Annotated in this window: 22 protein-coding genes; 10 read left to right on the top strand and 12 right to left on the bottom strand. The window is 37.6% G+C overall.

The annotated features are described in order from the left end of the window. The first annotated feature begins 78 nt into the window (after window positions 1–78). On the top strand, window positions 79–1,356 hold the full coding sequence (gene waaA, locus CKV78_RS07075) for a lipid IV(A) 3-deoxy-D-manno-octulosonic acid transferase (protein ID WP_032855371.1): 1,278 nt from the start codon (window positions 79–81) through the stop codon (window positions 1,354–1,356). A gap of 1 nt (window position 1,357) precedes the next feature. Next, window positions 1,358–1,834, top strand: coding sequence for a pantetheine-phosphate adenylyltransferase (gene coaD, locus CKV78_RS07070; RefSeq protein ID WP_005763351.1), 477 nt, complete (start codon window positions 1,358–1,360; stop codon window positions 1,832–1,834). A gap of 44 nt (window positions 1,835–1,878) precedes the next feature. On the opposite strand, the gene CKV78_RS07065 is transcribed toward coaD, so the two are convergent. Continuing rightward, window positions 1,879–2,610, bottom strand: coding sequence for a 3-deoxy-D-manno-octulosonic acid kinase (locus CKV78_RS07065; RefSeq protein WP_005763349.1), 732 nt, complete (start codon window positions 2,608–2,610; stop codon window positions 1,879–1,881). A 92-nt stretch (window positions 2,611–2,702) separates the two neighbouring features. Here CKV78_RS07065 and CKV78_RS07060 point away from each other — a divergent pair, with 92 nt between their 5' ends. After that, window positions 2,703–3,746, top strand: coding sequence for a glycosyltransferase family 9 protein (locus CKV78_RS07060; RefSeq protein WP_005763347.1), 1,044 nt, complete (start codon window positions 2,703–2,705; stop codon window positions 3,744–3,746). Between the two features lie 39 nt (window positions 3,747–3,785). Next, window positions 3,786–5,633 carry an ABC transporter ATP-binding protein gene (locus CKV78_RS07055; protein WP_005763344.1) on the top strand — a complete coding sequence of 616 codons (1,848 nt, stop codon included), beginning with the start codon at window positions 3,786–3,788 and terminating at the stop codon, window positions 5,631–5,633. Between the two features lie 102 nt (window positions 5,634–5,735). Here the strand turns inward: CKV78_RS07055 and lysA are convergent, their stop codons facing one another. Beyond that, the gene (gene lysA, locus CKV78_RS07050) at window positions 5,736–6,986 is read right to left on the bottom strand and encodes a diaminopimelate decarboxylase (RefSeq protein WP_005763342.1); all 1,251 of its coding nucleotides are present in this window, start codon (window positions 6,984–6,986) and stop codon (window positions 5,736–5,738) included. An 18-nt stretch (window positions 6,987–7,004) separates the two neighbouring features. Next, on the bottom strand, window positions 7,005–7,124 hold the full coding sequence (gene lptM / locus CKV78_RS10630) for an LPS translocon maturation chaperone LptM (RefSeq protein ID WP_005763340.1): 120 nt from the start codon (window positions 7,122–7,124) through the stop codon (window positions 7,005–7,007). Window positions 7,125–7,246: 122 nt separating this feature from the next. On the opposite strand from lptM, the gene cyaY reads away from it, so the two are divergent. From cyaY to recQ, 3 genes are read left to right on the top strand one after another with little or no spacing between them, the layout of a single operon-like run. Further along, on the top strand, window positions 7,247–7,555 hold the full coding sequence (gene cyaY / locus CKV78_RS07045) for an iron donor protein CyaY (protein ID WP_005763338.1): 309 nt from the start codon (window positions 7,247–7,249) through the stop codon (window positions 7,553–7,555). 10 nt (window positions 7,556–7,565) lie between these two features. Continuing rightward, complete coding sequence (locus CKV78_RS07040) at window positions 7,566–8,417, top strand: phospholipase A (RefSeq protein WP_005763336.1); 852 nt, start codon at window positions 7,566–7,568, stop codon at window positions 8,415–8,417. Continuing rightward, a complete protein-coding gene (recQ, locus tag CKV78_RS07035; RefSeq protein WP_005763334.1) occupies window positions 8,407–10,302 on the top strand; it encodes a DNA helicase RecQ in 1,896 nt (631 codons plus the stop codon). The genes CKV78_RS07040 and recQ overlap by 11 nt, the downstream gene beginning before the upstream one ends. A gap of 63 nt (window positions 10,303–10,365) precedes the next feature. On the opposite strand, the gene CKV78_RS07030 is transcribed toward recQ, so the two are convergent. The 6 genes from CKV78_RS07030 to murJ form a co-directional block, all read right to left on the bottom strand. Continuing rightward, window positions 10,366–10,707 carry a ComEA family DNA-binding protein gene (locus tag CKV78_RS07030; RefSeq protein WP_032855368.1) on the bottom strand — a complete coding sequence of 114 codons (342 nt, stop codon included), beginning with the start codon at window positions 10,705–10,707 and terminating at the stop codon, window positions 10,366–10,368. Between the two features lie 189 nt (window positions 10,708–10,896). After that, window positions 10,897–11,841 (bottom strand): 4-hydroxy-3-methylbut-2-enyl diphosphate reductase, encoded by a 945-nt coding sequence (gene ispH / locus CKV78_RS07025; RefSeq protein ID WP_005763330.1) that lies wholly within the window; start codon window positions 11,839–11,841, stop codon window positions 10,897–10,899. Between the two features lie 12 nt (window positions 11,842–11,853). Then, complete coding sequence (lspA, locus tag CKV78_RS07020) at window positions 11,854–12,363, bottom strand: signal peptidase II (RefSeq protein ID WP_005763329.1); 510 nt, start codon at window positions 12,361–12,363, stop codon at window positions 11,854–11,856. A gap of 107 nt (window positions 12,364–12,470) precedes the next feature. Next, entirely contained in the window at window positions 12,471–15,269 is a 2,799-nt protein-coding gene (gene ileS / locus CKV78_RS07015; protein ID WP_005763327.1) for an isoleucine--tRNA ligase, read from the bottom strand. Window positions 15,270–15,538: 269 nt separating this feature from the next. Next, complete coding sequence (ribF, locus tag CKV78_RS07010) at window positions 15,539–16,462, bottom strand: bifunctional riboflavin kinase/FAD synthetase (RefSeq protein ID WP_032855479.1); 924 nt, start codon at window positions 16,460–16,462, stop codon at window positions 15,539–15,541. A gap of 89 nt (window positions 16,463–16,551) precedes the next feature. Further along, window positions 16,552–18,126, bottom strand: a complete 1,575-nt coding sequence (gene murJ / locus CKV78_RS07005; RefSeq protein ID WP_032855366.1) for a murein biosynthesis integral membrane protein MurJ — start codon at window positions 18,124–18,126, stop codon at window positions 16,552–16,554. Between the two features lie 302 nt (window positions 18,127–18,428). Between murJ and rpsT the strand changes: the two genes are divergently transcribed. Beyond that, window positions 18,429–18,692: a 30S ribosomal protein S20 gene (rpsT, locus tag CKV78_RS07000; protein ID WP_005763321.1), complete on the top strand. Its 264-nt coding sequence runs from the start codon at window positions 18,429–18,431 to the stop codon at window positions 18,690–18,692. A gap of 68 nt (window positions 18,693–18,760) precedes the next feature. On the opposite strand, the gene CKV78_RS06995 is transcribed toward rpsT, so the two are convergent. Next, complete coding sequence (locus tag CKV78_RS06995) at window positions 18,761–19,438, bottom strand: YtjB family periplasmic protein (RefSeq protein ID WP_032855364.1); 678 nt, start codon at window positions 19,436–19,438, stop codon at window positions 18,761–18,763. Between the two features lie 83 nt (window positions 19,439–19,521). On the opposite strand from CKV78_RS06995, the gene serB reads away from it, so the two are divergent. Together serB and CKV78_RS06985 are read left to right on the top strand one after the other, a co-directional pair. After that, the gene (gene serB / locus CKV78_RS06990) at window positions 19,522–20,484 is read left to right on the top strand and encodes a phosphoserine phosphatase (RefSeq protein ID WP_005763317.1); all 963 of its coding nucleotides are present in this window, start codon (window positions 19,522–19,524) and stop codon (window positions 20,482–20,484) included. Window positions 20,485–20,486: 2 nt separating this feature from the next. Beyond that, a complete protein-coding gene (locus tag CKV78_RS06985) occupies window positions 20,487–20,978 on the top strand; it encodes a YajQ family cyclic di-GMP-binding protein (RefSeq protein WP_005763316.1) in 492 nt (163 codons plus the stop codon). 79 nt (window positions 20,979–21,057) lie between these two features. Here the strand turns inward: CKV78_RS06985 and CKV78_RS06980 are convergent, their stop codons facing one another. Both CKV78_RS06980 and aspA read right to left on the bottom strand, forming a co-directional pair. Continuing rightward, the gene (locus CKV78_RS06980; protein WP_032855362.1) at window positions 21,058–21,321 is read right to left on the bottom strand and encodes a GlsB/YeaQ/YmgE family stress response membrane protein; all 264 of its coding nucleotides are present in this window, start codon (window positions 21,319–21,321) and stop codon (window positions 21,058–21,060) included. Window positions 21,322–21,675: 354 nt separating this feature from the next. Continuing rightward, window positions 21,676–23,094: an aspartate ammonia-lyase gene (gene aspA, locus CKV78_RS06975; RefSeq protein ID WP_005763312.1), complete on the bottom strand. Its 1,419-nt coding sequence runs from the start codon at window positions 23,092–23,094 to the stop codon at window positions 21,676–21,678. Window positions 23,095–23,366: the final 272 nt, after the last annotated feature.

The following is a 23,366-nucleotide window of genomic DNA, read 5'->3' as shown; positions in this document are numbered from 1 at the left end:
TTTTATCCTTTAAGTCTTGAGAACAACAGTTTATACTACATCCAGTTTTATTCATTTTAGCATAAGTCAATTTATTCTATGTTGCGTTTTTCTTATACTGTATTGATGTATTTACTTCAGCCATTAGTTGTGTTGTTTATGTTGGGGCGCAGTGTAAAGTCACCAAATTATCGCAAACGACTGAATGAGCGTTATGGATTTTATTGCGGCTTAAAACCTCCAAAGCCAAAGGGCATTGTCGTACATGCGGCATCTGTGGGGGAAGTTATCGCAGCTACTCCGTTAATTAAACGCATACAAAAAAAATATCCTGATTTATCTATCACTGTGACAACAGTTACGCCAACAGGTTCAGATCGCGTTAAAGCGGCTTTTAATGATAGCGTTTCTCACTTTTATTTACCTTACGATTTACCTGATGCCGTATTACGTTTTATCCATTTTATTCAGCCGAAAGCCTGTATTGTGATTGAAACGGAGATATGGCCAAATTTAATCGCTAGCTTGAAAAAAAGAGATATTCCTTTCATTATTGCTAATGCGCGATTATCTGAGCGTTCGGCAAAACGTTATGGTTGGTTTAAAAATTCCTTACGTCCTGTTTTTGATAATATCAGTTTAATTGCACCGCAAGATGATGTGAGTGGTAAACGCTATTTGGAACTTGGTTATTCTCCACAACGTTTACGATTGACGGGTAATATTAAATATGATTTGGTTGTCAGTCAGACATTACTAGATAAAATTCAACAGCTACACCAGTTGTGGGCAGCAAATCGTCCGGTGTGGATTGCGGCAAGCACGCATGAAGGTGAAGAAGAGATAATTTTGCACAGTCATCAAGCGCTATTGCGAACTTATCCTAATTTGTTGTTGATTTTAGTACCTCGTCATCCTGAACGCTTTAATATAGTGGCGGAATTAATTGAAAAACAAAAATTCACTTATGTGCGCCGTAGTGAAAATATTGCACCGTCTGAAACTACGCAAATTGTACTTGGTGACACAATGGGTGAGTTAATGCTGCTATATGGGATCTCTAATATCGCTTTTGTCGGTGGTAGCTTAGTAAAACATGGCGGGCATAACCCACTTGAACCATTAGCGTTTAAATTACCTGTGATTACAGGAAAATACACCTTTAACTTTCCTGAAGTGTTCACCAAACTGCTGTATGTACAAGGGGCGCTAGAAGTAAATGAAAGTGAGAAGGCACTGACAAGTGCGGTGGAAAAATTCTTAGATTCAAAAGAACTCCGCGAACGTTATGGTAATGCGGGGTATGAAGTATTAATTGAAAATCGTGGCGCATTGCAGCGCTTACTTGATTTATTAGCACCTTATTTAAGTCGATAATATGATTACTGTAATTTACCCAGGTACTTTCGATCCAATTACTAACGGACATCTTGATATTATTCAACGTACAGCACGCTTATTTCCAAATGTGTTAGTGGCGGTAGCATCAAACCCTAATAAACGCCCATTATTTGAATTAGAAACGCGTGTTGAGTTAGTTAAACAAGCGGTAGCGCATTTACCTAATGTAGAAGTTGTAGGCTTTTTAGATTTGTTAGCGGATGTTGTTAAAGATCGCAATATCAGTGCGATTATTCGTGGTGTGCGTAGTGCAAGTGATTTTGATTATGAATTACAACTAGCGCATTTAAACCGTTTATTAACGGATGGCGTTGAAAGTTTGTTTTTTCCACCTTCAGAACGTTGGTCTTATGTTTCTTCTACGATGATTCGTGAAATTCATCTTCACAAAGGTGATGTCAGCAAACTTGTGCCTGAGGTTGTGTTTCAAGCATTAGAAAAGTTAAAAAAATAACCGCACTTTAGCGGTTATTTCTCAAAGCACTGTAATTTGGGCGATTATGATACCTTCGTTTTATAGCCAGTTAATAAGGCTTGCCAATTTTCTTCCGTAAACTGAATCCCCATTCTGCCAATTTCTTTTTGGAAAGAACGGTATAAACGTTGTAAGTTCGATGTTTTCCATTTTTCACCCAATTTTTTACTACATTTATCAAAGTCGAGTAACCAAAATTGCATACCATTTTGGGTTTCTTGTAGCAAAATATTATGGGCATTTAAGTCTGTATGGCAGATTTGATGGTCGTGTAATCGACGAATTAACTCACCAATTTGATGCCAATGTCCTTGTCCTAAAGAATTGAGCCTTAAATAGCTTGTAAGATCTTTCGCATTTTCTACTAATTCAGTCAGTAAATCAGCGCGATAAAATCCCAAAATATTTTTTTGAATTCTTGCTCCGATTGGTTTTGGTACAGGAAACCCAGCTTGATGTAGTTGATGTAATAAATGAAATTCAGCCATACTGCGAGTTTTATTGCGTGACCAATGCCAATAATAATCACGATTGACTTTTCCGAATAAGCCTCCGCGATAATAGTGGCGAAGTGCTGTATTGACCCCGAAAATATCAGCAGTATTTAAGAACCAGGTTTTTCCTCTTCCTTTAGCAAAACCTAAAGTGCGGTCTTTTTTTTGCCAAAATTCTGGTTCGAAGAAGTAAGTTTGATCATCTTTGGGTTGATCAAAATGGAAGAGAAAAAGTCCATTTTTTGTTTCGATTTCAAGCATATTAAGATAAGAGAGAATCAGAGATAGCGAATAGCCACATTCTACTTTAAAATAACAAGAACTCCAAAATTTCGCTTGTCTAAGGATAGTCTATGGCATTATTTCATACTCCACCGAAATCGCTCTGCATATTGCGATTGTCTGCGATTGGCGATGTGTGCCACGCATTAGCTGCGGTGCAACAAATTCAACGTCATTGGCAAAATACGAAAATCACTTGGGTAGTCGGTAAAACGGAAGCACAATTATTAGCCGGTCTTCCTAATATTGAGTTGATTGTGTATGACAAAAAAACAGGCTGGAAAGGTGTACTGGAACTTTGGAAACAGCTGAAACATCAACATTTTGATGCGCTGTTAAATATGCAAACAGCATTGCGTGCCTCAGTGATTTCTTTAGGAATTAAAGCAACTCATAAAATCGGGTTTGGCAAACAGCGTGCGCGTGAAGGGCAGTGGTTGTTCACCAATAAGCGCATTACAGATCCGCAAAGTCCGCATGTGCTTGATGGCTTTATGGCATTTGTGGATTATCTTGGTGTGCCGATTGATACGCCAAAATGGCAATTAGCTATCAGTGATGAAGATCGCCAAGCGGTCGCACAATATATTGATCTTACGCGTAAAAATCTGATTATTTCCCCTTGTTCGAGCAAAAAAGAAAAAGATTGGTTAATTGAACGTTATGCTGAAGTTGCCAATATCGCCAATCAACACAATGTTCACGTGATTTTATGTGCCTCGCCGGCAAAACGTGAAATGGAAATGACCCAACAAATTAAAGCATTATGCAATTTTGAGCCAACGGATCTTTCTGGAAAAACTAACTTAAAACAACTTGTAGGATTAATTGGAATGGTAGATCTTGTGATTTCACCAGATTCAGGACCCGCACATTTAGCCACAACACAAGGCACAAATGTGATTGGTTTGTATGCTTATCACAATCCGTTCCGGACAGGCCCTTACAATAATTTGGCAAATGTAGTGTCTGTATATGAACAAAATGTGCAAAAAGAATTTGGTAAACCAAGTCGCCAACTTCCTTGGGCAACCAAGCTGAAAGGCAAAAATTTAATGGCAGAAATTCAAGTGGAAGATGTCGCCGCACAAATGCAAGCACTCAAATTATGGTAAAAGTGCGGTGCATTTTTTCACAGTTTTATAAGGTAAATTATGTTTGATAAAGTATTTTCTTGGTTTGAAAATCGCTTAAATCCCTATCCAAGTGCGCCACCAAGTACACCAAAAAAAGGTGTTATTCGCTTTATTTGGACCAGTATGAACGGTATGAAAGGGTGGATTTTTCTACTGGCATTTTTAAATATTGGAATCGGGATCGTTGAAGGCGTTGTATTTCAATTAATGGGGGTTATTGTTGATTGGTTGACCGAATACACACCTGCGATGTTGTGGCAAGAAAAAGGTAATTTATTGCTAGCAATGGCAGCTTTGTTACTATTCAGTATTCTTTGGTCATTTGTTGCATCAGCAGTACGATTGCAAACCTTGCAAGGTGTTTTTCCAATGCGTTTACGTTGGAATTTTCATCGTTTAATGTTGGGGCAAAGTTTAAGTTTTTATCAAGATGAATTTGCGGGACGAGTTTCTGCTAAAGTCATGCAAACTGCTTTGGCAGTGCGTGATACGGTGATGACACTGGCAGATATGATGGTATATGTTAGCGTTTATTTTATTACCTCTGGCATTGTACTTGCTAGTCTCGACAGCTGGTTGTTATTACCATTTATCGGTTGGGTTATTCTTTTCGGCATTATTTTGCGTATTTTAATCCCTAAGTTGGCGAAAACAGCAGAGCGTCAAGCTGATGCTCGATCGTTAATGACAGGACGGATTACAGATGCTTACTCAAATATTACAACGGTAAAATTATTCTCTCATGGCGCACGAGAGGCGGCCTATGCTAAGCGCTCAATGGAAGAATTTATGGTTACTGTACACGCACAAATGCGTTTAGCCACATCATTAGATATTTTGACTTATACTGCCAACGTATTATTGACTTTGAGCACTGCAATACTAGGAATTATTTTGTGGCAACAGGGGCACGTAGGTGTTGGTGCTATTGCTACTGCAGTTGCAATGGCATTGCGTGTTAATGGTCTATCTCATTGGATTATGTGGGAATCTGCCCGTTTATTTGAAAATATTGGTACGGTTAATGATGGCATGGAAACTTTAACTAAACCACATACGATTGTCGATAAACCACAAGCCCAACCTTTAGCTGTCACAAAAGGTGAGATTCGTTTTGAAAAGGTTGATTTTGCCTATTCTGCAGATAAACCATTGCTTCGTCAGTTTAATTTAACTATCAAAGCGGGCGAAAAAGTAGGGTTAATTGGGCGTTCCGGTGCTGGTAAATCTACAATAGTGAATTTACTCTTGCGATTTTATGAAGCACAACAGGGGAAAATTACTATTGACGGGCAAAATATCTGTGATGTGAATCAAGAAAGTTTACGTAGCCAGATTGGGTTAGTGACACAAGATACCTCACTTTTGCACCGTTCAGTGCGTGAAAATATTGTTTATGGTAGACCAAAAGCCACCGATGAAGACATGATTCAAGCAGCCCAGCGTGCAGAAGCAGCTGATTTTATACCGCACTTAACTGATGCAAAAGGGCGTACTGGTTATGATGCACACGTAGGTGAGCGTGGTGTAAAACTATCAGGAGGTCAACGCCAACGTATTGCTATTGCGCGAGTGATGTTGAAAGACGCTCCGATTTTATTACTTGATGAAGCAACAAGCGCTTTGGATTCGGAAGTGGAGGCGGCGATTCAAGAAAGCCTCGATAAAATGATGGAAAATAAAACTGTGATTGCCATTGCTCATCGATTATCAACAATTGCAGCCATGGATCGTCTCATTGTGTTGGATAAAGGTCAGATCGTAGAACAAGGCACTCACGCTGAATTATTAGCACAAAATGGGCTTTATGCCAAACTTTGGGCACATCAAAGCGGTGGTTTTTTGCCTGAGCAAACAGATGATTAAGCTGGATGTATGTAATTGTGATGATTGTCTAGCAATATTTCTTTTTTAGACGAAAAAAAGAGCGGTGTATTTTTAACGAGTTTTCACCGCTTTTTTATGATTCTAAGGCAATAATTGTTCTAGCGCCCAAAGCTCTTCTAGTTTCTCGCGACGACGAATCAAATGCACTTGCTCTCCATCCACCATCACCTCTGCGGTGCGAGAACGAGAATTGTAGTTTGATGACATACTCGCACCATAAGCACCCGCTGAACGCTGTGCAATATAATCGCCCTCTGCAATCGCTAAGGTGCGTTGTTTACCCAAGAAATCTGAGGTTTCGCAGATTGGGCCAACAACATCATAAACCTGTGGTTTTCGGGCTAAAGTGCGGTCGATTTCGATAATATTCATATATGCCTGGTACAATGCAGGGCGAATCATATCGTTCATTCCCGCATCGACAATCGCAAAATGGCGATTTTCGTTATGTTTTAGATATTCGACTTTAGTTACTAAAATCCCAGCATTAGCGGTAATCGCTCTGCCGGGTTCCAAAATAATTTCGAGATCAGGATAATCAGACAATTTTTCCAATAACGCCGAGGCATATTCTGTTGGGTGTGGTGGCGTTTCGTCTGTGTAAGTCACACCAAGCCCGCCTCCTAAATCTAAATGTTTTAACTGGATACTATCTTCTTTTAATTGTTTCATTAATACAATTAAGCGGTCTGTAGCATCTAAGAACGGTTGTAATTCTGTTAATTGTGAGCCGATATGGCAATCCATCCCAGTGATTTTAATATGGGGTAATTGGCTCGCTAGACGATAAACTTCACGGGCTTCATCAACGCTAATGCCAAATTTATTCTCTTTCAAACCAGTGGAAATATAAGGGTGTGTATGTGCATCAACATCAGGATTGACACGTAATGAAATTGGGGCAACTTTGCCTAATTCGCCTGCTACTTGATTGATACGATGTAATTCCGCAACGGATTCTACATTAAAACAGCGAATGCCCACTTCAAGTGCACGAGCAATCTCAGTTTCAGTTTTGGCTACACCAGAGAAGACGATTTTATTTGCATCACCGCCGGCAACCAGAACTCGTTCTAATTCACCTTGGGACACAATATCAAAACCAGAGCCTAATTTCGCCATTACATTTAAAATTGCGATATTTGGATTAGACTTTACGGCAAAACAAATTAAATGGGGGTGCTTTCCTAATGCCTTATCAAATGCGTGCCAGTGACGCTCTAACGTTGCACGAGAATAAATGTAAAGCGGTGTGCCAAATTGTTGTGCGATATGTATAACAGGCACTTGTTCTGCCATTAATTGCTGATTTTGATACTGAAAGTAATCCATAACTTACCTGCTGTTTTGTTATTTTTGGGTGGTTTGTTGCTGCGTTTGTTCTGGAAAATATAATGCACCCTTCACGCCGCAAGATGTGCTCAATACACAGATTGCACTTAAGAGAAAAAGAGAAACCCATTTTTTCATTTTATGATCCTTAATTGTTAAATTTAATTAACACTTTTTACCATTAAATCCGCCTTTGTGCTATCACAATAATGCGAAAATCTTTATAATCTTGTTTTTATGACGAGAGTTAAGAGGGATTTATGAACGTAGCTGAATTTCATCGAAATATTGAAAACATCTGGTCTCTTATTGAAGAGCAGTTAGAAGAACAAGATTGTGATGTAGATTGTGACACACAAGGCTCAGTATTCAGTATTACTTTTAAAGATCGCAGCCAAGTGGTAATTAACAAGCAAGAACCACTTTTAGAACTTTGGCTTGCAAGCCGTGCTGGTGGCTTCCATTTCAGTTTTAAGGATGGGGAGTGGATCAGCAGTGATGGTAAAAATTTTTGGATTTGTTTAGAAGAGGCTTGCAAGACTCACGGTGAATCAGTCAGCTTTAGCTAAGGATTGCATTATGTACAAAAAAAGTGTCATTTTGACTCTGATCATGACTGTACTTTATGCTAACCAGAGTGCAGCAGAAATTTCACCGACTCCCTATAGATCAAAAACAGAAGTTTTGTTAACCCAAAATACAGGTGATTTTATTGGGCTAATGGCTTATGAACAGAACTATTTGATGGGGACTTTTTCCAGCGGTAATTTTTTTGATCAATATGATACTCGCAAGGATGAAATCAAATTTAAAATTAGTGTGGCATTGCCATTCTGGCGAGGCATCTTAGGTGAAAATTCGGTTTTAGCTGGATCTTATACACAAAAATCGTGGTTTCAAATCAGTAATGTGAAACATTCCTCACCTTTCCGTGAAAGTAACTATGAACCTCAGTTATTTCTAGCATGGAAAACAGATCAAGAATTACCATTAGATTGGACCTTACGTGATTTTGAGAGCGGTTTTAATCATCAATCAAATGGACGCAGTGACGAAAAAGGACTTTCTCGCAGTTGGAACCGTTTGTATGTTCGAGCTTCGGCAACCAAAGGTAACTGGATTGTGGAATTAAAACCTTGGTGGCGTATCCCTGAAAAATCAAAATACAATGATAACCCTGATTTAACACGCTATCGTGGTCATTTTGATTTATCTGTCGGTTATCGTTTAGATGAACATCAATTCAAATTAACAGGGCATTATAATCCACTCTCGCAAAAAGGTGGGGTAGAAGCGAGCTATACGTATCCAATCACAAAACATATCGGTTTTTATGCGCAGTATTACAATGGATATGGTGAGTCTTTAGTGGATTATCAAAAAAATATTCAGCGCATTGGCTTAGGTATTTCATTAAATAATGTTTTCTGATGTTGTACAGAAGAGTGTGAATCAAAGTGCGGTCGATTTTTCGGAAATTTCCTTAAAACGGGTTGCGCTTAATGTGTTGCAATCTACTTTCGGCTATCAAAGTTTCCGCAAAGGGCAAGAAGAAGTTATTGAGTCTGCGTTAGCAGGCAAAGATAGCCTTGTCATTATGGCTACAGGGAATGGGAAATCCTTGTGCTACCAAATTCCTGCTTTGTGTTTTGATGGATTAACTTTAGTAATTTCGCCTCTGATTTCACTAATGAAAGATCAAGTTGATCAACTTTTAGCGAATGGAATCGAGGCGGATTACTTAAATTCAAGTCAAACTTTTGCAGAGCAACAAAACGTGCATAGTAAAGTGATGTCTGGCACGTTGAAATTGCTTTATGTTTCACCAGAAAAAGTGATGACAAACAGCTTTTTCCACTTAATTTCACACTGTAAAGTCAGTTTTATTGCTATTGATGAAGCACATTGCATTTCACAATGGGGACATGATTTCCGCCCTGAATATACTCAATTAGGTGGGTTAAAACATGCTTTTCCTAATGCACCAATCATGGCATTAACTGCAACAGCAGATCACGCTACTCGGCAAGATATTTTAGTGCATTTGAAACTAGAGCAACCGTATATCTACATTGGTAGTTTTGACCGTCCCAATATCCGTTATACCTTAATTGAGAAATATAAACCAATGGAGCAACTTTGCCGTTTTGTGCTAGGGCAAAAAGGCAAAAGTGGCATTATATATTGTAATAGTCGTAACAAAGTAGAACGAGTAGCAGAAAGTTTGCGTAATAAAGGTGTTAAAGCACAAGCCTATCACGCAGGAATGGAAACCACACAACGAGAAGATGTGCAACGTGCTTTCCAACGTGATGATCTGCAAGTAGTGGTAGCAACTATCGCATTTGGAATGGGGATCAATAAATCTAACGTACGTTTTGTGGCGCATTTTGATTTACCACGTAGCATTGAATCTTATTACCAAGAAACAGGTCGAGCAGGGCGTGATGATTTACCAGCAGAGGCAGTGCTTTTTTATGAGCCAGCAGATTATGCGTGGTTACATAAAATTTTATTTGAAAAGCCTGAAACTCCTCAACGCCAAATCGAAGAACTTAAATTACAGGCGATTGGTGAGTTTGCGGAAAGCCAAACTTGTCGCCGTTTAGTATTGCTTAATTATTTTGGTGAACATCGTCAACAACCTTGTCAAAATTGTGATATTTGTCTTGACCCACCGAAACAATACGATGGTTTGATTGATGCGCAAAAAGTGATGTCCACGATTTATCGAGTAGGGCAACGTTTCGGTATACATTACATCGTGGCTGTCCTGCGTGGTTTGAGCAATCAAAAAATTAAAGATCATCAGCACGATGAACTTACTGTTTATGGCATAGGTAAAGATAAAAGCAAAGAACATTGGCAATCAGTCATTCGTCAACTCATTCATTTAGGTTTAATTAAGCAAGTTTTTGATCACTTCAATACCACATTGCAACTGACTGAAAGTGCAAAACCTTTTTTACGTGGTGAAAAGCCACTTTCATTAGCAATGCCAAGGCTTTCTTCTTTACACGCCATTACTGCACCACAAAAAAGTGCAGTACAACATTACGATAAAGATTTATTCGCACGTTTGCGTTTCTTGCGTAAGCAAATTGCAGATAAAGAAAATATTCCGTCTTACATTGTATTTAATGATGCAACCTTACAAGAAATGGCACAATACCAGCCCACTAGTAATATTGAAATGTTACAAATCAATGGTGTGGGAAGTATTAAGCTTGAGCGCTTTGCTCAGCCATTTATCGCATTAATTCAGGAACATAAAGCTACATTAGCAAAAAATAGTAACCCATTAAATTTAGAGTAATTATACTTTTATTTTTATACATTTGATAAAAGCGGAATATTATAATTCCGCTTTTTTATCAGATTAAAGCGCAATGCGAGATTTGTTTTTTTCTAATGTTGCTTTGCCAATGCCCTGTACTTCCATGAGTTGTTCAGCTGCTGTAAAAGGTCCGTGTGCTTCACGATATTGCACAATGGCTTCAGCTTTTTTCGTACCAATACCAATTAACGCTTTTTGTAATTCAATTGCAGTTGCTGTATTGATATTCACTTGATCTGTTTGTGTTACGGTCTGTTGCCCTGTTGTTAGGTTTTGTTGAACAACTGTTTTTGCTTCTACGTTGACTGTTTCTGCCGATACGCTAGAGCTTGATAGTAAAGAAAAGCCAGCTAAAAGAGAAATTAAGAGCGGTTTAAATTTCATAGTTTTTTCCTTTTCAATTTGAACGTTATCTTGTTGAAAATTCAACGTAATGTACTTTCATTGAAATATGGAAATCTTGCTAGAAATTGACCGCACTTTTGCGATCTTGATCGTAAAAATAGAATAAGAATGCTAAAAAACAAAAAAGCAAGAAAAGACTTCTTGCTTTTTTGTTATAGAGATTTGTAATTAATTTACTTCGGTGATACGTAATTCTCTAGGCACTTCAAAGACTGTATTTTCTTCACATCCTTGTAATTCTTCTACACTAGTTACTCCCAATTCTTGTAAGCGTTTTACAACGGATTGTACTAATACTTCTGGAGCAGAGGCTCCTGCGGTAATGCCAATAGTATTCACATTTTCCAACCATTGTGGTTCGATATCATCTGCATCATCAATTAGTTTAGACATTACTCCCATACGAGAGGCGAGTTCAGCTAATCGGTTTGAGTTTGAGGAGTTTTTTGAGCCTACAACAATGACTAAATCGGACTGTTGCGCTAACTCACGCACTGCTTGTTGACGGTTAGTTGTGGCATAGCAAATATCGTTTTTACGTGGCCCTTGAATTGCTGGGTATTTTTGTTTTAAGGCCTCTATTACTTCGCTAGTATCATCAATCGACAATGTTGTCTGAGTCATAAAAGTGAGCTCATCTTCTTGTTTCAAACCTAATTTTGCGATGTCTTCTACGCTTTCCACTAAGAAAATTCCACCTTCTGGGTTGTCGTATTGACCCATCGTGCCTTCTACCTCAGGGTGACCTTCATGACCGATTAAAATAGCTTTTGTCCCTTTACGGCTTGCTCGTGCCACCTGCATATGCACTTTAGTCACTAATGGACAAGTCGCATCAAACACTTTCAGATTACGATTTTTAGCTTCTTGACGAACTGCTTGCGAAACGCCGTGTGCGGAGAAGATCACAATTGCACCATTAGGCACTTCATCAAGTTCTTCAACAAAAATTGCACCTCGTTCACGCAGACCATTTACCACAAAACGGTTATGTACAACTTCGTGGCGTACATAGATCGGTGAACCGTGAATTTCTAAGGCAGATTCCACAATACTAATCGCACGATCAACCCCAGCGCAGAAACCACGTGGGTTAGCTAAAATAATTTTCATATTCTGTTTTTCCTATTTGTTTTCTGGCGTGTTGTTCGGTTTTGTATTTTCACGATTTTTAAATGCATCTAACATTAACAAGCCTGCCCCAATAGAAATGGCAATATCTGCAACGTTAAATACTGGATAATGATAAATGTCCCAATAAAAATCAAAGAAATCTACAACAAAACCATGGTAGCTACGATCTGCCATATTACCAAGTGCACCACCAATAATTAGTGTGTATGCCGTATTTTGTAGCTTTTGTGTTGCGTTATTTTTGGCTAAGAAGTACAGCAACATTAAAGAAATGCCGATAGCTAATATAATAAAAAAGTATTTTTGCCAACCGTCATGATCTGCAAGAAAACTAAAGGCTGCCCCGTAATTGCGGACATAGGTTAAGTTGAACATTGGCAAAATATTGACACTGTCGTATAAATCAAAATTTTTAACCACTAGATATTTTGATCCTAAATCTAATAAAAAAGTAACCGCACTTATCCAAAGAAATGAAAGACCGCTTTTTGATTTTGTCATAAGAACCTTTAAAAAATAGTCAAAATGCTAGGGGCGAACTTAATTGTTCGCCCTTATAAAATTTGGTGCCTATTTGGCAAAAGGCAGACACAACGTCTGCCTTATCATTATGCAAAGTATCTTACTTCACCATTACCATTCACATTTTCATCACAGCGAGAGCAAAGTGATGCTTCATCTTTGCTATCAGAATAGTGCCAGCAACGTGGACATTTATGGTTAACAGAGCGTACAACTTTTACTGCTAGACCTTTCACTTCACCTTCTGCTACATCAGCTTCTACTAATGGTTTTACTTCTGCTTTTGAGGTAATTAATACAAAACGTAATTCATTTTGTAATTTGTTTAACAAATCAGCATAAGTATCGTTTGCGTAGATAGTGAGCTCAGCTTCAAGTGCTGAACCAATAGTTTTTTCATTACGTGCTTGTTCTAACACTCGGTTAATTTCATTACGTAATGTGATCACTTGTTGCCAGTAAGCATCGTTCATTTGTTCATTTGGATCTAAGGCGAATAAATCTTCATAGAATTCTTCTGTAAAGACGAATTCCGGACGCTCTCCAGGAATATATTGCCAGATTTCATCTGCTGTGAACGATAAGATCGGAGCGATCCAACGAACTAATGCCTCTGCAATGTGCCATAAAGCAGTTTGGCAGCTACGACGAGCCAGACTATCTGCTTTAGTGGTATATTGTCGGTCTTTGATGATATCTAAATAGAATGAGCCCATATCGATAGAACAGAATTTCATCAAACGTTGTACAACAGCGTGGAATTGGTAGTTATCGTAAGCATCTTTGATTTCATTTTGCGTTTGTAATGCACAATCGACTGCCCAGCGGTCTAGTACCATCATTTCTTCTGGTTTTACAAGATCACGTTTTGGATCGAAACCATTTAAGTTGGCTAATAAGAAGCGAGCAGTATTACGGATACGACGATAAGTATCACCTGCGCTATTTAAGATTTTGTGTGAAACAGCAATTTCACCTGTGTAATCAGTTGAGGCAACCCATAAACGTAGGATATCTGCTCCGTTTTTATTCCAAACCTCACTTGGTAGAATTACATTGCCAAGAGATTTAGACATTTTATAACCTTTTTCATCCACGGTGAAACCGTGAGTTAACACTTGTTTATACGGTGCTTTATTATCAGTCGCAGTGGAAAGCATAAGGGATGACATGAACCAACCTCGATGTTGATCAGAACCCTCTAGGTACATATCTGCTTCATTATTGTTAAATTCCGGACGATCTTTGACAACTGAGAAATAAGTAGAGCCAGAATCAAACCATACATCTAACGTATCTGGTACTTTTCTATATTGCTCAGCATCAGCTCCAAGTAATTCTTTTGGATCAAGATCCCACCAAGCTTGAATGCCTTTTTCTTCAACACGTTTTGCTACTTCTTCTACTAATTCTACAGTACGAGGATGTAATTCTTCAGTTTCTTTATGAATAAATAATGCGACAGGCACACCCCAAGTACGTTGACGAGAAATACACCAGTCAGGACGGTTTTCAACCATTTTTTCAATACGTGCTTGACCCCAGCTTGGAATCCAACGCACTTTCTGAATTTCGTTTAATGCTTGTTGGCGTAAGCCTTGTTTTTCCATACCGATAAACCATTGTGGTGTAGCACGGAAAATGATAGGTGTTTTGTGTCGCCAACAGTGTGGGTAGCTGTGTTTAATCTTGCTGAATTTAAGCATTGCGCCTACTTCTTGTAATTTTGCTACTACAAGATCATTTGATTCAAATACTGCTTTGCCTGCAAAGAATGGTACATCTGCTTTAAATTTACCGTCATTACCGATTAGACCAGCCATTTCGATACCATTTTTCATCGCAATCATATAGTCGTCGTGACCGTGATCTGGTGCTGTATGTACTAAACCTGTACCACCCTCAGTTGTCACGTGATCACCTAAAATAAATGGCACGCTGAATTCATAGAATGGATGGTTAAATCGTAACCATTCAAGATCTTGACCTTTTGCTTCGCCAAGTACTTTAAATGTTTCTACACTAGCAGCTTTGGCAACTTCTTCGACAAGATCTTTTGCTAAGATCACCCGTTCATCATTGAATTGTACTAATTGATAATCAAGGTTCTCGTTGATCGAAATCGCACGGTTAGATGGGATTGTCCAAGGTGTTGTGGTCCAAATCACGGCTGAAATAGTACCTGTACCTTTACCTTCAGCGTTAAATTTCTCTAAAACTGCATGAGTATCAACAGCACTAAAACGGACATAGATAGATGGTGATACCTTATCTTCATATTCCACTTCTGCTTCAGCAAGTGAAGATGCACAATCTAGACACCAATGAACAGGTTTTGAACCTTTATATAAATGTCCATTTTCTACGGCTTTACCAAAAGCACGAATAATATTAGCTTCGGTATGGAAATTCATAGTGAGATACGGATTATCCCAATCTCCTAATACGCCCATACGAATAAAGTCTGCTTTTTGCCCTTCTACTTGCTCTGCTGCATATTTGCGACAAGCTGCACGAAATTCAGCTGCCGAAATTTTTTCATTTGGCTTACCTACGATACTTTCTACTTTTAGTTCGATTGGCAAACCATGACAGTCCCAACCAGGAATATATGGGGAGTCATAGCCTAAAGCTGTTTTGGATTTAATAATAATATCTTTTAGAATTTTATTAACGGCATGACCTAAGTGAAGTGAACCATTCGCATAAGGAGGACCATCATGCAAAATAAAAGATTTTTTGCCTTTCGAAGATTGACGGATTTTTTGGTAAAGTTCTTTCTCATACCAATTTTTTAACATTTGTGGTTCGCGTTTAGCTAAATCCCCACGCATTGGAAAACCAGTTTCTGGTAAGTTAAGCGTATTTTTATAATCAACGGTCATTTTTAGTGTTCCAGATAAATCAAAATTAAAAATAAAATCGATTAGTTATAGCCTTTTTTTAAATAGATTGAAAGTAAAAGGCATAATTTATTGAAAAGAATTTGCACATTATACGAAAAGTGCGGTCAATTTTCGAAGATTTTTTGAAATCTGATGGATTTATTTCTTGGTAAATTACTTGGTTAAGAGAGGGTGTAATAAGTTGAGATATTTGGCAGTTTCAGGCTGTTCTTTTTCAACTAAAAGTATGAGAGAAATATCTCATACTTTTAGTTGAAAAAGGCTTTGGCAAACTCAACATCTTTGAGGATTTGTTGTTTGAGTTCATCAAACGACGCAAATTTTTGCTCATTACGGATTTTATGGCATAACTCAATTTCAATGCATTGCCCATAAATATCACGCTGGAAATCAAATAAATGTGCTTCAAGTAATTGAACAATGCCATTGATAGTAGGTCTGTTTCCAATATTTGCAACACCATGGAACATTTCGCCTGTTTTTAACCGCACTTTAATCACATAAACACCTTTAACCGGATTCACTTGGCGGTGTAATGGGATATTTGCGGTCGGAAAGCCAATCGTTCGACCAAGTTTGTTACCATGTGCAACACGTCCTAGAATACTGTAAGGTTTTCCAAGCATTTTGCTTGCTAACGATAAATCATCATTAGCAAGTGCCTCACGAATAGCTGTGCTACTAATACGTAAATTATGAAAGCAGTAGCTACGATTATTTTCCACTTGGAAACCAAGTCGCTCACCTGCTTGTTGTAATAATGAAAAGTCACCTTGGCGTTTAGCACCAAAACGGAAATCATCACCAATACTTAAAAAACGTACTCTTAGTTTATTGACTAACCAGTCCTCAATGAATTTTTCTGCGCTCAATTCGGCAAAATATTGGTTAAATCGGATACACAGTACATAGTCTACGCCAGCTTTAGCAAGCGCGTGTAATTTATCTCTCAAGCGCATTAGGCGAGCAGGGATGTCTTCACCCGTGAAGTACTCCCTTGGTTGAGGTTCAAACAACATCACTATTACAGGTAAATTGAGTTCATTTGCCTTTTTACGTAGGTGTTTTAAAATGGCTTGGTGGCCAAGATGAACACCATCGAAATTACCAATCGTTAGTGCGCAGCCTGACAAATTTAGAGGTAAATTGTGAATGCCTCGAATTAATCGCACAGCTAAAATATCCATTTAAAATTGTGGTTAAAGTAATGCCTAATTATAAGCAGAAATTTGTGAAATAGGGATCTTTTTTCGCTTGGTTTTTAGCCCTTAGTGGTTAAATGATATTTACGTATCCCCAGTAGCATAAGCATTCCAAGATACACAATCCCAGCAAGACTAATTAACCAAAATAACCAATGAATGCGATTAAGGAAACTCATTGCATTCCACTCCATTAAGCTCGGGCTGTTATACCAAACAATCCCTCCCATTACAGTGGCTGCCAATAAAATTTTTACTAAAAAGACCGCACTTTTACGGCTAAAGTGATAAACATTGCTTTTCGCTAATCCACGATAAAGTAAATAAGCATTTAAAGTTGCCGACATTGCTGATGCCATCGCTAACCCCACATAGCTAAAGGGTATTGCAAGTAGATTAAAGCCCATATTACTAATCATTGCGATAATCCCGATTTTTACGGGCGTTTTTGTATCTTGTCGTGCGTAGTAACCGTTCGCCAAAATTTTGATCAGCATAAAACTTAATAAACCAGCGTTAAATGCCCAAAGAGAAAGTGAGGCTGCTTGTACATCATCTAGACCAAAATTACCTCGCATAAATAGTACTAATAATAGTGGTTGAGCGAGAATTGCAATTCCTACCATAGCGGGCACACCGAGTAATAAAATCATTCTTACCCCCCAATCTAAAGTGTTGCGAAAATCTACTTCGCTTTGTGCTGAGTTGTCGTGACGGCTGACGTGATGACGAGCAAGAGTAGGCAAAATGACTGTGGAAATCGCAATGCCGAATAGGCCGAGTGGGAATTCAAGTAAGCGGTCAGAATAATAAAGCCAGCTGATTGATCCAGTCATTAAAAAACTGGCAATTAAAGTATCTAACAATAAATTGATTTGGCTGACGGATACACCAAATAATGCTGGGATCATCAACGTGCGGATTTTTTTTACTCCTTCATCATTCCACGCCCATTGAGGTTTGACCAATAAACCAGCTTTTCTCAGAAAAGGAATTTGGAATAAAAATTGTAATAATCCACCAATAAAAATGCCAATCGCAAGTGCAAGATCAGGATTATCCATTCGTGGTGCGAGGAAAAGTGCGGTACAAATCATAGCAATATTGAGCAACACAGGTGAAAATGACATTACACCAAATTTACCTAATGTGTTGAGAATAGCGCCAGAAAGGGCCACAAAAGTCACAAACCATAAATAAGGGAAAGTTATTTTGAGTAACAAAGAAGCTTGTTCAAATTTTGCTGCATTTGGACCATCATTCATCCAATCAATAAACCAACCTGTACCAAAAATCGCAGCAACAATTGGGGAAAATAGCATTGCGAGTGCAGTCACAATAGTGACTAATCCGCCTAAGGTGCCTGATACTTTACCGATAAATTCTCGGGTTTTATCAATATCACCACTTTTTTGATATTCAGCTAGGACTGGGACAAAGGCTTGTGAAAAGGCGCCTTCGGCAAATAGGCGTCGTAGGAAATTAGGAATCTTGTTGGCAAATAAAAAGACATCGGCAGCAACACCTGCACCTAATAAATTGGCGATCACGACATCACGGACTAATCCTAAAATACGTGATAGTAAGGTCATTGTGCTGACCACAATTCCTGATCTTAATAATCCTTTGCTCAAAATAATGTACTCAAATTCGTTGTTGGTTTGAAGAAAATTTGCCTAATTGTATAGAAATTTTGTTTTTACGCTATATTCTAAGCGAAAAAACTGTTAAAATCTCGCCCACATCGTTTGGTGAGTCTATCTTGAGAGTGCTTGATTGATACAACGATGCTTAACTTTCGGTTGTGTCTCACCGAAATCAATAACAAATTTTCAGTGACAAAAACAATTAGTCATTGACAAAAGCATAGAAAATAGGCATATTTTACGCCTTTAATTTATCTCGTTTACTAACAAATAATTTTAGGAGTTTGACCTTGGCTAATATCAAGTCAGCTAAAAAACGTGCGGTTCAATCAGAAAAACGCCGTCAGCACAATGCAAGTCAACGCTCAATGATGCGTACTTATATTAAAAAAGTTTATGCAGCAGTAGCAGCTGGTGATAAATCAGTAGCAGAAACTGCATTCGTAGAAATGCAAAAAGTTGTAGACAGAATGGCTTCAAAAGGTTTAATCCACGCTAATAAAGCAGCGAACCACAAAGCTAAATTATCTGCACAAATCAAAAAATTAGCATAATTTTTAGATTTTAGATAAAAAAACCGCACAATAAAGTGCGGTTTTTTATTGCCAGTTTTTGGGTATCACTATTTATTAAAACGTTTACGACGGCGGTGATAGTTTATTTTACTGACAGTTGTTTTCAATGGTTTGAGCGGTTTGTTTTCTATCTGTTTACGATAAGCACGGCGATAATGACTCAAAAAATAATGGACTGAGCTTGCAAGTAATACGCCAGCAAGGAATACTATAATAAGTTCGCCATAAAGCTGGTGGAAAATCTGATTGATTTTATTTTGTGTGGTATTACCGTATTTTGTATCAAAAGTAATACGCAAGAAGCCTTCAATGCCATTGGATGAATAAATAGGTTCAACAATTTGCTGTGTATTACTATCTCTTGTACTTTCTTGGTTTAACCCTAATGTGACACGTAAATTTTTGGATTGGCTCGTTTGTGCAAGTAATTCTCCATTATTGGCATAAATTGCTGCATCTAAAACAAATTCTTCTTTTGCAAACGTGTCTAGGTTTTCTGTCAATTTTTCTGCTTTGGCATTGTTCACAAGTAACATTGAAAACAGGTTGGCTTGCTGTCTCACCAAAAGGTGAGAAAGGTTAGATACTTGGTTCATGCTTGCTAGTTGTGAGCCAAGTTTAAACTGTTGAACACCAAATAAGATCACTGATAGTGTTGCAACACAAAATAGAATGATCGTTGAGATCATTGTTAATTTAATGAATTTTTCTTTGTTTAAATGCAAGTTATTTTTCCCTAAAAATTAGTAAATAGGCTAGAATATCGCCATGTTATTTTTTAGACGAAACACAATTTACAGGATTTTTTATGCAAACACAAAATCTTGCGACAATTACGCAATATTTTTCTTCATTTCCTTCGTCATTTATGCCTCAAATATCCTTACCACAAGGTGATAACTATTTTATTTTATATGGAACAACTCTCAACCTCAGTGCTCTAAATCAATTTCAACAAAAGTGCGGTAAAAATTTTGCAATTTTAGACGCTTGGAATGTGTTACAAAATACAGTAGTGCTGTTAAAAGGGAACTGGGATGCACAATTTTTAGCCTATGCACATGAAGTATCACTTGATCTTGCTTTACTGGATTTTACACCGAGTTTAGAAAATGCAGGCTTGTTAGTGATGGATATGGATTCAACCGCTATTGAAATTGAATGTATTGATGAGATTGCAAAATTAGCAGGTACAGGTGAATTAGTCTCTTCGATTACAGCACAAGCAATGCGTGGCGAATTGGATTTTGAGCAGAGTTTACGTTATCGCGTAGCTACGTTAAAAGGATCACCCGAAACCATTTTAGCTAAGGTTCGTGATAATTTACCATTAATGCCAGGCTTAGTTGATACTTTACAAGAATTACAAAAATACGGTTGGAAAACTGCAATCGCTTCAGGTGGATTTACTTATTTTACTGAATATTTAAAAGCACAATTAAAGCTTGATTATACCGTTGCGAATAATTTTGCCATTGAAAATGGAATTTTGACCGGTGAAGTCGTAGGCGATGTTGTTGATGCACAGTACAAAGCACGTACTTTGCAACATTTAGCGCAGCAATTTGCAATTGATTTGCAAAATACAGTAGCAATTGGTGATGGTGCAAACGATCTTGCTATGCTTGGCATTGCAGGCATGGGCGTTGCGTTACACGCAAAACCAAAAGTACAACAACAAGCTCAAATTGTGGTAAACTTCGCAGACTTTAGCGCACTATTATGTTTATTGAGTGCGAATGATAAATTACGTAAAACAAATAAGGAATAATTATGCCTTCTTTTGATATTGTTTCTGAAATCACTCTTCACGAAGTGCGCAATGCAGTTGAAAATGCAAATCGTGAATTAACGAATCGTTGGGACTTCCGAAATGTTGAAGCTTCTATTGAATTAAACGAAAAAAATGAAACTATTAAAGTTTCAAGCGAATCTGATTTCCAAGTGGAGCAGTTAGTTGATATCTTACGAAACGCCTGTATTAAACGTAGCATTGATTCTAGCTCATTAGATATACCAACTGAATATGAGCATAGTGGTAAAACCTATAGTAAAGAAATTAAACTAAAGCAGGGGATTGAGTCAGATATGGCGAAAAAAATCACCAAATTAATTAAAGAATCTAAATTAAAAGTACAAACTCAAATTCAAGGCGAACAAGTGCGTGTGACGGGTAAATCAAGAGACGACTTGCAGTCAGTGATTCAATTGGTGAAAGGGGCTGAATTAGGTCAACCATTCCAATTTAATAATTTTAGAGATTAATACATTATTATTAACTAGAATTAGAAAACACAGAAGCCGAGCAAAATGCTCGGCTTTATATATTTTATAATGAAATCAATTATTTTGACATTACTTTGAAGAAACGTAATAAGAAAATCAGTACACTTGCGCCGAGTACACCAAACAATAAACCTGTTAAGCTGAAGCTACCCGCAGAGTGTGCAGCACCGATACTTAATACATCACCAAATATCCAGCGACCAAGTGATGAGCCAATAATACCGATAATGATATTCATTAGTAGCCCCATATCACTTTTCATCACTTTTTCTGCAATCCAACCGATTAAAGCACCTACGATAATAGCTGAAATCCAACCCATATTTTTCTCCTTATGAGTATGTGTATATAAAATAAAATCAGACTCGATTTTAAAAAGAAATTGTATCGTCATTAAGTAATGTTTGAGGTTATTTTCACCATTTAAGACATTTCTTAGACAAAAACAACATAACAGATTTTAACGTAAATGCAACAAATTCGACTTAAAAATAGACAAAATGTCACTTGGTGTTTATTTTTTAAGCGGATTTTGTGTATTTGTAATGTTTCCACGGTGGGTATGAGCACTAGTTTGATATAAGCATATAGGTAAGATAAAAAATGAGATTTTATAAAAATTCACCGCACTTTAGGGCATTAAAGTGCGGTGAGTTTCTATGAGATTTTGATAAAATTATTTATTTAACTTCGCTTTATAAGTTGGGTTCATCAAGTTCTCGACAGAAAGAATATCATCAAGTTCAGCTTCAGTGAGTAAGCCTTTTTCGAGCACAACCTCTTTCACACCACGACCTGTTTTCGCACATATTTTACCCACTAAGTCACCGTTATGGTGTCCAATAAATGGATTTAAGTAAGTAACGATACCGATTGAGTTAAAGACGTAGTTTTCACATACTTCTTTATTTACAGTAATACCGTCGATACATTTATCACGTAAATTGACACAAGCATTGCTTAAAATATCAATTGATTCGAACATTGCTTGACCAATTACAGGCTCCATTACGTTGAGTTGTAGTTGTCCTGCTTCTGCTGCAAATGTAATAGTTGCATCGTTACCAATCACTTTAAAGCACACTTGATTCACTACTTCTGGAATTACTGGGTTGACTTTCGCTGGCATGATTGAAGAACCTGCTTGTAATTCTGGTAAGTTAATTTCATTTAAGCCAGCACGTGGACCAGAAGAAAGTAAACGTAAGTCATTACATACTTTTGAAAGTTTTACTGCAGTGCGTTTTAATGCTCCATGTACCATAACGTAAGCACCACAGTCAGAAGTTGCCTCAATCAAGTTAGTGGCTAATGTACAAGGTAAACCTGTTACTTCAGACAGGTATTTTACCGCTAATGGTGCATAGCCTTGTGGTGTATTTAAACCAGTACCAATTGCAGTAGCCCCTAAGTTGACTTCTAGCAATAATTCAGCGGTACGGGTTAGGTTACGCACTTCTTCATCTAATAAGACAGAGAATGCTTTGAATTCTTGACCGACAGTCATTGGAACTGCATCTTGTAGTTGAGTGCGTCCCATTTTTAGAATGTGAGAAAATTCTTTCGCTTTATTTTCAAAACCTTGTTGTAAATAAAGGACTTTCGCCACGAGTTTCATAATGCTGTTATATACCGCAATACGGAAACCAGTTGGATAAGCATCATTCGTTGATTGGCTAGCATTTACGTGATCCATCGGATCAAGATATTGATATTCTCCTTTTTTATGACCTAAGAATTCTAAAGCTAGGTTAGCAACTACTTCATTAGTATTCATATTGACTGAAGTACCTGCACCACCTTGATAAACATCAGAAGGGAATTGATCTAAACATTTACCTGTAGTGAGGATCTCATCACAAGCTGAAACAATTGCTTTTGCTATTTTATCTGGAATTGCACCTAATTCGCCGTTAGTTAAGGCTGTTGCTTTTTTTACCATCACCATACCACGGACAAATTCAGGAATATCTGAAATCACCGCATTTGAAATATTAAAATTTTCTACCGCTCTTAAAGTATGAATGCCCCAATATGCATCTGCTGGTACATCACGTTCGCCAAGTAAATCGACTTCTTTTCTTGTTGCTACCATTTTTATCCTCCATTTCGAGTGCTAAATATATTATTTGCTTATTATAGGAAAAAGACCTAGTTAAATATTTGATCAACGTCACATTTTTACCCCATCACCTCAAGACATATTTTTATATTTCGGATTACTTTTTTTAATCCCAAATCAGAGTAGGGTAAAGGCAAACGGTTATATATAAGTCATCAACATTGCAAAAATAGATAGAAAATAATTTGATCTTGTTAACAATTTGTTAAAAATTTTATTTTGGTGTTGCAAAGTTCATGCTAAAT

The organism is Pasteurella dagmatis (assembly GCF_900186835.1).
In the GTDB taxonomy this organism is placed as follows: domain Bacteria; phylum Pseudomonadota; class Gammaproteobacteria; order Enterobacterales; family Pasteurellaceae; genus Pasteurella; species Pasteurella dagmatis.
This window is presented reverse-complemented; position numbering and strand designations above follow the sequence as displayed.